Source organism: Mesorhizobium sp. M0698 (genome assembly GCF_040320455.1).
Classification (GTDB): Bacteria; Pseudomonadota; Alphaproteobacteria; order Rhizobiales; family Rhizobiaceae; genus Mesorhizobium.
This window is the reverse complement of the sequence record NZ_JAMYPQ010000017.1, coordinates 39,428-52,622: the sequence shown is the minus strand read 5'-3', so window position 1 is coordinate 52,622 and position 13,195 is coordinate 39,428. Positions and strand designations below refer to the sequence as shown.

General features: G+C 64.4%; 13 protein-coding genes. 4 read left to right on the top strand and 9 right to left on the bottom strand.

Annotation, left to right across the window (positions count from 1 at the left end; all coding sequences use genetic code 11):
- Positions 1 to 14: 14 nt before the first annotated feature.
- The 4 genes from NKI16_RS26225 to NKI16_RS26210 form a co-directional block, all read right to left on the bottom strand.
- Entirely contained in the window at positions 15 to 920 is a 906-nt protein-coding gene (locus tag NKI16_RS26225) for an ABC transporter permease (protein ID WP_502897626.1), read from the bottom strand.
- A complete protein-coding gene (locus NKI16_RS26220; protein WP_023678169.1) occupies positions 917 to 1,876 on the bottom strand; it encodes an ABC transporter permease in 960 nt (319 codons plus the stop codon). The genes NKI16_RS26225 and NKI16_RS26220 overlap by 4 nt, the downstream gene beginning before the upstream one ends.
- Positions 1,877 to 1,942: 66 nt before the next feature.
- Positions 1,943 to 3,523: an ABC transporter substrate-binding protein gene (locus tag NKI16_RS26215; RefSeq protein WP_352569474.1), complete on the bottom strand. Its 1,581-nt coding sequence runs from the start codon at positions 3,521 to 3,523 to the stop codon at positions 1,943 to 1,945.
- Between the two features lie 32 nt (positions 3,524 to 3,555).
- Complete coding sequence (locus NKI16_RS26210; RefSeq protein ID WP_031212077.1) at positions 3,556 to 4,269, bottom strand: FadR/GntR family transcriptional regulator; 714 nt, start codon at positions 4,267 to 4,269, stop codon at positions 3,556 to 3,558.
- 97 nt (positions 4,270 to 4,366) lie between these two features.
- Between NKI16_RS26210 and NKI16_RS26205 the strand changes: the two genes are divergently transcribed.
- From NKI16_RS26205 to NKI16_RS26195, 3 genes are read left to right on the top strand one after another with little or no spacing between them, the layout of a single operon-like run.
- On the top strand, positions 4,367 to 5,338 hold the full coding sequence (locus tag NKI16_RS26205) for a Gfo/Idh/MocA family protein (protein WP_031212079.1): 972 nt from the start codon (positions 4,367 to 4,369) through the stop codon (positions 5,336 to 5,338).
- Positions 5,335 to 6,330 (top strand): Gfo/Idh/MocA family protein, encoded by a 996-nt coding sequence (locus NKI16_RS26200; RefSeq protein WP_023678173.1) that lies wholly within the window; start codon positions 5,335 to 5,337, stop codon positions 6,328 to 6,330. The genes NKI16_RS26205 and NKI16_RS26200 overlap by 4 nt, the downstream gene beginning before the upstream one ends.
- Complete coding sequence (locus NKI16_RS26195; RefSeq protein WP_280952108.1) at positions 6,320 to 7,270, top strand: dihydrodipicolinate synthase family protein; 951 nt, start codon at positions 6,320 to 6,322, stop codon at positions 7,268 to 7,270. The genes NKI16_RS26200 and NKI16_RS26195 overlap by 11 nt, the downstream gene beginning before the upstream one ends.
- 34 nt (positions 7,271 to 7,304) lie before the next feature.
- Here NKI16_RS26195 and NKI16_RS26190 read toward each other — a convergent pair whose 3' ends face one another.
- A complete protein-coding gene (locus NKI16_RS26190; protein ID WP_352623021.1) occupies positions 7,305 to 8,252 on the bottom strand; it encodes an LLM class flavin-dependent oxidoreductase in 948 nt (315 codons plus the stop codon).
- A 130-nt stretch (positions 8,253 to 8,382) separates the two neighbouring features.
- Positions 8,383 to 8,538, bottom strand: a complete 156-nt coding sequence (locus NKI16_RS26185) for a hypothetical protein (RefSeq protein ID WP_023678176.1) — start codon at positions 8,536 to 8,538, stop codon at positions 8,383 to 8,385.
- 264 nt (positions 8,539 to 8,802) lie between these two features.
- Between NKI16_RS26185 and NKI16_RS26180 the strand changes: the two genes are divergently transcribed.
- Positions 8,803 to 9,570, top strand: a complete 768-nt coding sequence (locus tag NKI16_RS26180; RefSeq protein ID WP_352470743.1) for an SDR family NAD(P)-dependent oxidoreductase — start codon at positions 8,803 to 8,805, stop codon at positions 9,568 to 9,570.
- 14 nt (positions 9,571 to 9,584) lie between these two features.
- Here NKI16_RS26180 and NKI16_RS26175 read toward each other — a convergent pair whose 3' ends face one another.
- From NKI16_RS26175 to NKI16_RS26165, 3 genes are read right to left on the bottom strand one after another with little or no spacing between them, the layout of a single operon-like run.
- Positions 9,585 to 10,529 (bottom strand): ABC transporter permease, encoded by a 945-nt coding sequence (locus NKI16_RS26175; protein WP_023678177.1) that lies wholly within the window; start codon positions 10,527 to 10,529, stop codon positions 9,585 to 9,587.
- Positions 10,526 to 11,581, bottom strand: coding sequence for an ABC transporter permease (locus tag NKI16_RS26170; protein ID WP_023678178.1), 1,056 nt, complete (start codon positions 11,579 to 11,581; stop codon positions 10,526 to 10,528). The genes NKI16_RS26175 and NKI16_RS26170 overlap by 4 nt, the downstream gene beginning before the upstream one ends.
- On the bottom strand, positions 11,581 to 13,071 hold the full coding sequence (locus tag NKI16_RS26165) for an ABC transporter ATP-binding protein (protein WP_051406163.1): 1,491 nt from the start codon (positions 13,069 to 13,071) through the stop codon (positions 11,581 to 11,583). Before NKI16_RS26165 ends, NKI16_RS26170 begins: the two co-directional genes overlap by 1 nt.
- Positions 13,072 to 13,195: the final 124 nt, after the last annotated feature.

The following is a 13,195-nucleotide window of genomic DNA, read 5'->3' as shown; positions in this document are numbered from 1 at the left end:
ATGAACCTTTGAGGTCAGTTGAGATCGGAGCGAGGGTCGAATGCGTCGCGCAAGCCGTCGCCGATGAAATTGATGGCGAGCACGGTGAGCACCAGTGCGGCGCCCGGGAACATCCATTGCCAGGGGTAATTTTCAAGCACGACGGTGGAGCGGGCGAGATTGAGCATGTTGCCCCAGCTGGCTTCGGGCGGTGCGATGCCGAGGCCCAGGAAGGACAGGCCGGCCTCGAGCAGGATGGCGTTGGCGATCTGCAAGGTGGCGTAGACGACCAGGATATCGATGCAGTTGGGCAGGCCGTGCCGGAACAAGAGATGCGGCAGCCCTGCCCCCATGCCGCGGGCAGCGACGACAAAATCGCGCTCGCGCAGTTCGAGCAGCCGGGCGCGCACCATGCGCGACAGCACCGGCCAGGAGAGCAGCGAGATCACCAGGATGGTCGGGGCGATACCGGTGCCGGCGATCGAAGCCAGCACCAGCAGGAAGATCACCGGCGGCAGCGTCATCGCCAGGTCGACCAGGCGCATCACCGTGCCGTCGACAAGACGCCCGCCAAAGCTGGCGACGGCGCCGACCAGGAAGCCGATGACGGTCGATATGGCGACCGAGCAGACGGCGACCAGCAATGAGATCCGCCCGCCTTGCAGCAACCGGGCCATGACGTCGCGCCCGACGCCGTCGCTGCCCAGCCAATGAATGGCCGACGGCGCCTTGTTCATTGCTCGGAGGTCGATGGTGTTAGGACCGAACGGCCACCACAAAGGATAGGTCGAAACAGCCAGCAGGATCGGGATGACGATCAAAAGCCCGGCACGCGCCGCGCGGTTTTCAAAAAAGCGGTCGAACGCGCGGCGAAGCGGGCCTTTGGTTTGCGGCACGGCTGTCGGGTCGACCGTTGGGTCCGGCGCAGTGATTGCCATCATGCCACCTGAATGCGCGGGTCGACGACGGCATAGACGACGTCGGTCAAGAGGTTGACCAGGATGACGCAAACGCCGATCACCAGGGTAGCGCCCATGATCACCGGGTAATCGCGGGTGCCGACGGCGTTGACCAGAAGCAGTCCCATGCCCGGCCAGTTGAACACGCTTTCCAGGAAGATGGCGCCGCCGATGGCGATGCCGACAGTCGAGCCGATCAAGGTAATGACCGGCAAGAGCGCATTGCGGGTTGCATGCTTGATGATCACCCAGAACTCGCGCACGCCCTTGGCACGCGCCGTCCGCACGTAATCCTGGTTGAGCACTTCCAGCAGCGAGGCGCGCATGTAACGCATGATCAGCGCGGCATGGCCGACGGACAGCAGGCAGGCGGGCAGGACGAGGTGCGCAAGCACATCCGTCGCCGAGAACGGCGCACCCGCGGTCTGCATGCCGCCGGACGGCGCCCAGCGCAGCAGCACCGAGAAGAAATAGAGACCGAGCAGCGCTGTCAGAAAAGCCGGGCTGGAGATACCGATAAACGACAGCACCGACAGCGCGATGTCGGATGGTTCGTTACGGCGCACCGCGCTGAAAATGCCGGCGGAAATGCCGAGCACGATGGCGATCGCCAGGCCCGTACCCATCAGCAGCGCCGTCGGGCCGATGCGTTCCATGACCAGTGGCAGCACGGCAACGCCGCTGCGCTGAATCGAATAGCCGAAGTCACCGCTCAGCGCCGCGCGCAGCCAGGCGAGATATTGCACGGGAAGCGGCCGATCGAGCCCGAGCCGTTCGCGCAGGCCCTCGAGGTCGGAAGCCGACATGGGGACCGATGGGTTGATATAGGCGTCGATCGGATCGCCCGGCGCCAGCCGCAACAGGATGAAGATGAGGACGCTGAGCGCGACCAGCATCAGCAATCCTGTGGCGCTGCGGCGGGCGATGAAGCTCAACATGGGCTTTCCGTGGCGGTGGCAGGCGGCGCCAAAGTGGTCCCGCCTGCTCGCTTGGTTGCGGGTTTCTTACTGGATGTCCCAGCGCTCGGGGTGAGCTGCGTAGGGGCCGCCGCCCGGCGCCGGCGTCCAGACGAAGTCATGCAGCTTGTTGGAGGCTACGCCATAGCGGTTGGCCACCCACAACGTGGCCCAGGGTAGCTCCTTGTTCATCACCTTGCAGACCCCCTGCCAGGATTGATCGAGCTTGGCCGGATCGGTTTGGCCTAGCGCGGCGTCCAATGCGGTGCTCAGATCGTCGAACTCGATGCGCATGGTGTTGAAGCCTGCCGGCGGGATCTGCGACTTGTTGAGGCCGGGATTGAGGCCGGCCGGGTTGGGGCCGTTCTGCAGGCCGGCATAGACCATCGGAAAGGCGTTCCAGTCCGGCGTGCCTTGCTTGTAGACGATGCCGTTGTAGGTCGGCGTATCGACGACCCGCGGCACCACATTGATGCCGACCTCGGCCAGCATCGACTGGACAGCGGCCATCACATTGGCCGCTTGCGGCGAGCCGTAATAGGTCAGCAAGGTGATCGGCTTGTCGCCGTTGATCTTGTCCCAGCCGGCCTCGCTCAGCAGCGCCTTGGCCTTTGCCGGATCGTAGGCATAGGGTTCGAGGCCTGCGGGAACGAGATGCGGCGCGACATAGCCGCAATTGGCTGGCTCGGCGGCACCGCCGTAGAGGCTGTCGATGATTGCGTTGCGATCGATCGCGTACATGATCGCCTGGCGGACACGGATATCCCTAAACAGGTCGACCTTCTGGTTCAGGCCGATATAGTTGACCACGTACGAGGCACCTTCGATCACCTTGAAATTGCTGTCGCTCTTGAACGATGCCGCATCGTCGGGCTCGACATAGGTGAACTGGATTTCGCCGGCACGGAGCGCGGCAACGGCCGCCGCCGGCGACTCGAAATAGCGGTTGATGAGCACGTCTACCTTCGGCTTGCCGCCGCGATAATCGTCATCGGCTGCCAGTTCGACATATTGGTCGGTCACGTAGCGCTTGAACTTGAACGGGCCGGTGCCGACCGGAGTGGTCGACCACCAGGTGCTTGTCGCCAGCGATTCCGGCGGCAGAGCGGCCAGGGCATGCTCCGGCAGGATCATCAGCTGCGAGAGGATGGATAGAAACGAGCCGTTCGGTTTCGATAGCTTCACCACTGCGGTGTGGTCATCCGGGGCATCGACCGAGGCGATGTTGGCGAGGCGGGCGGCAAACAGGCTGCCGGAGGCCTTGTTCTTGGCAAGCTCGAGGGTGAACTTGACGTCCTTCGAGGTGAACGGTTTGCCGTCATGCCAGGTCTCGTTGACCAGGTTGAACGTATAGCTCAGCTGGTCGTCGCTGATCTTGTAGTCCTTGGCGAGGTCGCCTTCGATATCGGCCAGCCCGGCATTGTAGATGACCAGCGGTTCAAAATAGGTGCTGATCCAGGTGTAGCCGCCGGTCGCCACCAGCGGGTTGAAGTTCTTGGGAAAACCGCCGGGACCGACGTCGAAGCCGCCCGCAATGGTCTTGGCGCTTTGTGCCTGGACACTGGTCAATGGGGCAATGCTGGCGAGCAGCAGCCCGGCGACTGAGAATGCGATGGTCCTGATACGCATGGTTTCCTCCCTTGGCATAGTCAGGTTGTTCTTCAGCTTGTTCGGTTTTTTGCGATAACCTGCTGGATCCCCCGGTAATGGTCGTCGAGCCGCCGACGCGCCTGGTCGACGTCCTTGGCGGCGACAGCCTCGACGATCTCGTGATGGTCGCGCCATGTCGCCAGCGGCGTCGGATTATCGAGATTGGTGAAATTCGAGGCCTTGTTGAACGCCGTCCAGAAGATGTCGATCAGCGCGCTCAGCATGTGATTGTTCTGGCAGCGGAACAGCAGCTGATGGAATTGCTGGTCCTCTTCGGCGAAGCTCTCATGGCGCTCGGCACGTTGCCGCATGCGCTCGGTCAACTGGCGCAGCGCCTCGATGTCCTCGGCACTGATCATCTCGATCGTCTTGGCGATGAGGCCGGTTTCCAGCACGCGACGGATTTCGCGCAGCTCTTCGACATCGCGCAGCGAATCCTGCAAACCGTAGGCCAGGTTATCCAGCAGCGGCTTGAACGAGAACTCCTTGACGAACACGCCGATGCCGCGTCGCGTCTCCAGGATGCCGATCGATTCCAGCGCCTTGATGGCTTCCCGCACGGAGTTGCGGCCGACGCCGAGCCGCTGCGCCAGGAACGTCTCCGGCGGCAGGGGATCGCCTGCCTTGAGCTGGTTGCTTTCGATATAGGCCCTGAGGCTTTCCTGCACGGTGACGTGAAGCAGCGGCGGTCTGCTCAACGGTTCGATCGACTTCAGTTCCGCCATCCCACTGCCTTCATCATCCGCTGAAGCTTGCCCGCCGCTTGTCGTATAGCCACTTGTAGGATATCCTGCAAGCCCATAACAAAGCTGCTGCCTCCGAATGAAGATTACCCTCGCCGGCTCGAGCCACTGGCACGCCGAAATACACCTCGACGCCGCACGCTTTTACGGCACGGAGATCACCGGTATCTGGGACGAGGATCCTGGCCAAGCGCAAGCGTTCGCCGCGCATCACGACCTGCCGTTTATCGAAGATTTCAAGGAGATACTCTCCAGCCCGCCGGATGTGATCCTGTTGATGGGGCACCCTTCGATGGTGCCGGCGCGGGCACGTGCGATCATCGCGGCAAGGATACCGCTGATCCTGGAGAAGCCGGCGGCCAGCCATACGAGGGAACTGATGGCGCTGCGCGACCTTGCCAGGCAGCACCAGGCTTTTGTCGCTGTTCCCCTGCCCAACCGTTTCGGGCCGGCCGTTGCCGGCCTTGAACGGCTGCGCCGGCAAGGTCGCGCCGGCCCCGTGGCGCATTGCCAGTTCCGGCTGGTCAACGGCCCGCCGCAACGCTACATCGCCGACGGTGTCGCCTGGGTGCTCGACCCGGCGGTTGGTGGCGGGGGTGCGTTGAGGAATCTCGGCATACACGGCGTCGACGCGGCACTCAGCCTCGCAACCGGCAAGCTCGGCCTGAAAAGCGTTTCGATCGCGAACCGCATCCATCCCGGCCCGGTCGAGGATCACGCACTTCTGGTGCTGGAAGACGAGGCCGGCGCGCTGTTCATCGTCGAGGCCGGTTACACCTTTGCTTCGATGCGCCCCGGCGGTGACTTCGAGTGGCGCATCGTCAGTGCCAATGCCACCCTCATCGATCATGGCGACCATGTTATCTGCGCAACGCTCGACGACGCGGCAATCGTCGACTTGCCGGTCGAACTGCCGGCAACGCGCTATCGTCTGTTCATGCGCGATACGCTTGACCGGCTGGCCAGAAAGGCGCCTCCGCCGGTGTCCATCGAAGATTATGTTGCGGCGATGTCGCTGATCGACGCCGCTTATCAAAAGGCAGGACCATGATTGGAATAGGAATTATCGGCGCCGGCGATTTCGGCGCAGCCCATGCGCGGGCAATCCGCGAGGTTGGAAATATTCGCCTCGTCGCCGCCTCTCGAGGAAATGCCGACGCACTGCAGCAATTCACCGCTGAACATGGCGGCCGCGGCTACGCGGACTGGCGAAGGCTGCTGGACGACAAGGAGGTCGATGCGGTCCTCATTGCCAGCCCGCACCATCTCCATGCCGAAATGGCCATCGGCGCGGCAAAGGCCGGCAAGCATATCCTGCTCGAAAAACCGATGGCGCCGACGGTGGCTGCCTGCGATGCGATCAACGCCGCCGTGGCCAAGGGTGGCATCAAGCTGATGGTCGCCCACCTCATGCATTTCGCCCTGCCCTGCATGGCGGCCAGGCAAATTCTGGAGGAAGGCGAGCTCGGCCGGCCGCTCGCCGGATCGAGCTGGATCATCAAGCTGTGGATGGAGCACAATCGCCGCGACTGGCATCTGCGCAAGGCGACCGGCGGCGGCATGCTGTTGACGGCCGGCATCCACGCGGTCGATCGCCTGGTCTGGCTGATGGATGACGATGTCGTGTCGGTGAGCGGCATGCTCGGCGCCAAGTTCCATGACCAGGAAGCAGACGACAGCGCTCTGCTCGGATTGCGCTTCGCCGGCGGCGGCATCGGCCAGGTGCAGAGCGTCGGCTATCGCACCGGCGCCACCACCTATGCCATGGATCTGGTCTGCGAGCGGGGAACGCTGCGCATCGACATGGACCGCGGCACCATGCTTGGCCGCGAGACGGTCTGGACCGAGCTGCCCGGTTCCTTTGAGCCGAACTGGATGCATAACGCGCTGGTGCGCGAATGGAACGCAATGCGCGATGCCATTGCCGATGACACGCCTGTCCCGGTCGACGGCATCTATGCGCGCAAGATCATCGCTATTATCGAGGCTGCCTTCGCGTCGAACGAAACCCGCCGCGAACACGAGATCGCCGGTGGACGCTGACCTCGACGACCATCTGGCCCGCTTGCCCGCACACGCACCGCGCGGCATCTGGGGCGCGGTGATGCTGGCCATCGACGATCGCGGAGCGATCGACTGGCAGGCGACGGAAGAGACGATCGCCCGACTCTGCGCCTCAGGCGTCGACGGCGTCTATTCCAATGGCACGGCCTGCGAATTCCATTGCCAGACCGAGCCCGAATTCGACCGGCTTTGTGAGTTGGTCGCAACCATAGCCGGCCGCGCGCGCCTTCCTTTCCAGATCGGCATCAGCCAGTCCAATCCGCGCGTTGCGCTGGAGCGACTGACGCGGGTCGCCGGACTTCGCCCGGCGGCGGTGCAGTTCACGCTGCCCGACTGGTGGCCGCCCAGCGACGACGAGGTCATGCGCTTTGCCGGCGGCCTGTGCGACGCCGCGCCTGAAACGCCGCTGGTGCTCTACAATCCGCCGCACGCCAAGCGCCACCTGACGCTCGACGGCATCGCCAGTCTGCGTGCGGCCGTGCCATCGCTGGTCGGCGCCAAGCTGCCGGGCGGCGACGCCGGCTGGTATGCCGACATGCGCCGCAAACTGGACGGATTTTCCGTCTTCGTCCCCGGCCACACGCTGGCAGCAGGCTATGCTGGAGGGGCCCATGGCAGCTATTCCAACGTTGCCTGCCTCAACCCGAAGGGCGCGATGATGTGGTGGCAGATAATCCGCACCGACATGGCCGCCGCTGCCGAGGTCGAGGCCCGCATACAGGCCTTCCTCGCCGCACATGTCCTACCGTTTCGCACCCGTTACAATGTCGGTGATGCAGCACTCGACAAGGCGATGGCGGCGGCCGGCGGCTGGGCGCCGCTCGGCCCACGACTGCTCTGGCCCTACAGCTCCGTTCCCGATCAGGAAATACCGACGCTGGCCAGGGCGGCTCACGCGGCTTTCCCGGAATGGTGGTAGACCCGTCACCAAGGCGCGGGACGACGGAGGCTCTTCAGCAGCCGGCGCGTGCTCCCTGTGTCGCGCGTGACGCAAACGCCCCCGGCTGAGGGACATCGGCCTCGCGCCGTGCCAGCGAATTGCGCAAGAGCGCGATCGCCTCGCGGCCGGCGGTCGCAATCTCGCGTGGCCTGTCGACGCCGACGATCATGAACTCCTTGATCCCCAAAGCGGCGTAGGAAAGCAGCGAAAGCGCGACCTGCGCCGGCGGCCCGGCAAGTTCGAGCGCCTTCTGGCAGGAAGCGGCCGGTTTGTCTTCCGAACGGATTCGGACGGGAAGCGCGAAATGCAGCTTGCCGGCCCGGCCGTGTTCGGCGGCGGCGCCGCGTACGCGCTCCATTGACTGGCGGATTTCTGCAAGCGAGCCCGGCGCCAACTCGAACACATCCGCATGCCTGCCCGCGACCCTGAGCGCAGTGCCCGACTGCCCGCCCATGCGGATGGTCACATCGGCACCATGCGGCCCCTTGCGCGGCACATAGCCGCCTTTGATGCTGTAAAAGGCGCCTTCATGGTCGAACGGCCTGTCGTTCGACCACAACCGCTTCAGCAGCACCAGATATTCGTCGATGCGTTGCCAGACCACCGTATGGCCGGCCGGACGTGCCTCGGCATCGTCGTCGCTCAGCGGCTCGCTGAGCATCCTGAGCGACAGCCGGCCACCGCTTCTCGCGTCGAGGGCAGCGAGCTGCCGCGCCGCCACGGTTGGTTCGATCACGCCTGCCCAATGCGTGAGCACGACCTCCAGGGACGAGGTCCGGTCCAGCGTCTGGGCGGCAAGGTCCATATTGGTCAGCAGCCCGGCCTGGTCGTCGATGACGATCCTCTGGAATCCGGCATCCTCGATCAGTGACAGCTTCGTCGCGGTCTCGACAAAGTCATAGAAAAAGCTGGCGTCGGCAGCGTGGATCTTACCGGGAACATGCGTGAACTCGATTGGCATTGCCATCTCCTCCATCACGTTGGAATCAGGGCGCGCAAAAGCGCACCGGCATTCGGTTCATCAACTCCGGAATTTCTGCAAACGGCAGGCCGCTATCCCGAGGAAGCCTCGATGATCAGAGCCTTGACAATCAGGGGATCAGCCCCAGTACCACTGCCCCGGTGAATACAAACGCAAGGGCAAAGACGAGATAGGCGAAAGCGCCGGCATAGGCCGGCCGCCACACCTGGTCGGAACCCAGCCTTTGGCCTTTGCGGGCAGTCTGAGCGTTCTGGCTATAGGACATATCGACCTCCGTCTCGGCGCTTAATCTATAAAATCAGTAGACTTTGTCGAGTGCTATTTTCGCGCGACCCTTAGAACAATTTTCTCCAAATGATAGACACATTAGTGCTTTTACTGCTTAGCGCTGCCTTTTGCGGCATGCCGGGGTGACGGCAGGAAACGTCAGGTCCATGTGTCTGTGGCTCCTTGGCCATCCAATGGATGAGGGATAGCATCGCTTCAGCGGAAAGCCGCGACGTCACGGCAAGGCAGCAGGGAGCAAACCATGGGCACAAGACTGGCCGGCAAGGTCGCCATCATTTCGGGCGGCGCGACGGGAATGGGCGGTGCGGCCTCGGAGCTTTTCGCGGCCGAGGGCGCCAAGGTGGCGATCGTCGACCGCAACGGCGAAGCGGCGGCGGCCACCGCAGCGGCAATCAGGCAACGCGGCCATGTCGCCGAGCACTGGGTCGCCGACGTATCGGATGAGGCGCAGGTCGAAGCGGCGGTGAAGGGCGCGACGGAAAAATTCGGCCCGGTCACGGTTCTGTTCAACCACGCCGGCACCCTCGTCATCAAACCCTTCCTGGAGACCACGCTGCAGGAATGGGACTGGCTGCATGCCGTCAATGTGCGTTCGATGTTCCTGATGACGCGTGCCGTGCTGCCCGGCATGATCGCCGCCGGCGGCGGTTCCATCGTCTGCACCTCGTCGATCTCGGCGGTGGCGGCGACGCCGATGGAGGTGCTTTACGACACCACCAAGGGCGCCTGCCATATGTTCGCGCGTGCCATCGCCGTCGAGTTCCGCGACCGCAACATCCGCTGCAATGCGGTCTGTCCAGGCTTCATCAGGACACCGCATGGCCTGCGCGAGGTCGCCGATCTCGACAAACTCGGCGTCGATGTCTCCGACGCGGCAATGGCGGCGCAACAAGGGCGGATCGGCGAGCCGGAAGAGGTCGCGAAGGCAGCCCTGTTCCTGGCCAGCGACGAGGCCAGCTTCGTCAACGGCGCCCATCTGTTCGTCGATAACGGCTTTACCGCGATGTGAAGGGCGAAGCGCCGCTACCGCTCTTCGCGCCGGAACGGCTTGAGCAGCGCCGACGGGGCCACCGCATTGCGCGACATCACCGCCATAGCGACGATGGTGAAGATGAACGGCAGCATCAGGAACGCCTCGTAGGGGATATGGCCAAGCCCGCTCGCCTGCATGCGCAACTGCAAGGCGTCGACGAAGGCAAACAGCAATGCAGCACCTGCCGATCGCCACGGATCCCAGCGGCCGAAAACGACGAGCGCGATTGCCACCCAGCCACGCCCCGAAACCACGCCGAAGGTGAAGGCGTTGAATTGCGCCATCGACAGGAAGGCACCGGCCAACCCCATCAAGGCACCGCCGAGGATCACCGCCTGGAAGCGTGTTGCAATGACGCTGACGCCGGCAGAATCGGCGGCACGCGGGTTTTCGCCGACCATGCGCACCGCTAGGCCCCAAGGCGTGCGGTAGAGCACGAAGGCGGCCAGCGGTATGGCCAGCATCGCCATGTAGACCAGCGAAAACTGGTTGAACACCGCCGGCCCAAGCACCGGTATGTCGGATAGGATCGGGATCGGCAGCGTCTCGAACCCCTTGATGTTCGGTGGCACCGATTGCTGTCCGAAGATCAGCCGGTAGAGGAAATAGGCAAGGCCCGACGAGAACAGCGTCACGCCGATGCCGCAGACATGCTGGCTGAGGCCGAGCGCTACAGTGAACAGCGCGTGCACGGCGCCCATCAGCGCCCCGGTCAGCACCGCCGCGAGCACGCCAAGCCAAAGGCTGCCGCTGAGGCTCGCCGCGGTGAAGCCGGTCATGGCCGACAAAAGCATGATGCCTTCGATGCCGAGATTGAGCACACCGGCGCGCTCGGAGAACATTTCGCCCAGCGTCGCAAAGGCCAGGGGCGTGGCGATGCGGATGATCGCGGCCAGGAAGCCGACCTGGAATATCTGCTCCAGTACCACGCTCATTTGGTGGCTCCGACGCGGCGAATGCGATAGGCGGTGAACAGCAGCGCCGCCAGCATGGCGAGCAGCGCAGTTCCCTGGATGACATCGCTGAGGAAGGCCGGAACGCCGGTCGCCCGCGACATCGCCTCGGCGCCGGTCATCACCGCGGCAAGGAAGATCGCCGCCGGCACGACGCCGAGCGGATTGAGCCTCGCCAGCATGGCGACGACGATGCCGGAATAGCCATAGCCCGGCGAGATGTCGCTCATCACCTGGAAATGCACGCCGCCGACCTCGCCGACGCCCGCAAGGCCGGCCAATGCGCCAGACAGCAGCGCCGTCGAAATCAGCACCCGCTCGACATTGATGCCGCCATAGCGCGCCGCCTCGGGGTTTTCGCCGGTGACCCTGATGCGGAAGCCGAGCGTCGTACGCGCGACCACGAACCAGATGACCGGTGCGGCGACCAGCGCCGCGACGACCCCGAGATGCAGCCGCGTGCCTTCGAGCAGCACCGGAAAATTGGCCGTATCCTCGATCGGCGGCGAGATCGGGTAGCCGCTGAAACTGTCCTTCCATGGCCCCTCGATCAGCGCCATCAGTGCATAGAAAAAGACCGAGTTGAGCAGCAGTGAGCTGACCACGTCATCGACCCTGAATTTTACCCGCAGTGTGGCGGGGATCAGGGCGACGGCCGCGCCAGCGGCAGCGCCCGCCAGCGCCATCAGCAGCATGGCGAGCGGCCCCGGCATCGGGATTGCACCGACGGCACAGCTCGCCACCGCACCAGCCAGCAATTGCCCTTCGGCGCCGATGTTCCAGAATTTGGCGCGGAAGGCGACCGCCACGGCCAGTCCGGTGAAGATCATCGGCGCGGCACGCACCAGCGTTTCGGTGATGGCGTAGCTGTCGCCCAAAGACGCCGAAAACATAACGCCATAAGCCTCGACGACGCCGGCGCCAGCCAGTGCGATGAGGCCGCTGCACAGGATCAGCGTCGCGCCGATTGCGAGCAGCGGCAGCGCCAGATTGAACCAGGCGGGCGTTGAGGTGCGGGCCTCGAGACGGAACATCAGGCATGGCCCTCCGCTCCGGTCATCATCAACCCGAGTCTGGCGATGCTGGCGTCGGCGCTGTCCAGCGTGCCGACGATGCGGCCCTCATACATCACCGCGATACGATCCGAGAGCATCAGCAACTCTTCCAGATCCTCGCCGATGACGATGATGCTGCAGCCCTTGGCGCGCATGTCGAGGAATTTTTCGTGGATGAAGCGCGCGGCGCCGATGTCGAGGCCGCGAGTCGGCTGCGAAACGATCAGCACCTTTGGATCGAAAGCGAGTTCGCGCGCCAGAAGCGCCTTTTGCAGGTTGCCGCCGGAAAGCGCCCCGGCGCGCGTCATTGGCCCGGGGCAACGTATATCGTAGGCCTTGATCTGCGCCTCGGCGAAGGCGCGGATCGCATCCGGCTTGATCAGGCCGTTGCGGCTGAACGCCGCCGTGCCGATGCGCGGCAGCACCATCGAATCGGCAAGCGGCAGATTGGTGACCAGCCCGGTCGTCATGCGGTCTTCCGGGATGCGGCCGAGGCCGAGCGCCTGCACTGTGCTCGGCGAGAACCGCGAAACCGTTTTGCCGGCTATGGTCATCTTCCCGGCATCGGGCGCACGCACGCCGGAGATGACCTCGGCAAGCGCGCGCTGGCCATTGCCGGAGACGCCGGCGATGCCAAGGATCTCGCCGCCACGAACCGACAGCGAAACATCGCGCAGCGCCATGCCGGAATGATGAGATGTCGAGATACCGTCGAGGGTCAGCACGGCCGCACCGGGCATCGACGGTCCTCTGGCCGGCGGCACGATCTCGTGGCCGCACATCAGCCGCGCCATCTCCGAGGAGGTGGTGCTGGCCGGCGCATCGACGCGGCCGGCAACGCGCCCATGCCGGAGCACGACGCAGCGATGCGTCAGCGCTCGCACCTCGTTGAGCTTATGCGAGATGAAGATGATGCCGAGCCCTTGTGCCGCCATCGAGCGCAGCGCCGAAAACAGCCCGTCGACCTCGGTTGGTGCCAACACCGCCGTCGGCTCGTCGAGGATCAGCAGCCTTGCGCCGCGAAACAGCGCCTTGACGATTTCGAGCCGCTGTTGCTCGCCGACCGACAGCGCCGAGACGGGGAGGTCCGGGTCGAGCGTCAGCCCGTGCTGGCGGCCGATCTCGGCGAGCCGCGCCAGCCCGCCGGCGCGGTCGATCCGGCCCGATCTGCCGGGAATGCCGATCAAGAGGTTCTCCAGCACCGAAAGCCGCGGTGCGAGATGAAAATGCTGGTGCACCATGCCGATGCCGGCGGCCAGCGCATCGGCCGAACTGTTGATCGCCACCGACCGGCCCTGCACCAGGATCTCGCCGGCATCGGGCGCATAGGCGCCGAACAGCACATTCATCAGCGTCGTCTTGCCGGCGCCGTTTTCGCCGAGCAGCCCGAGGATTTCACCCGGCGCGACGCTGAGATCGACGGCCTCGTTCGCCTTGACGGCGCCAAAGCTCTTGGAGATGCCGCGCATTTCGATGAGAGGGGCAGGCGTTGACAAGGGTGCTCCCGATCGGAATTGGCTTACGATTCAGCTTTGATCGACGGGAATGCGCTGCACCCCCCTCTGGCCTGCCGGCCATCTCCCCCTCAAGGGG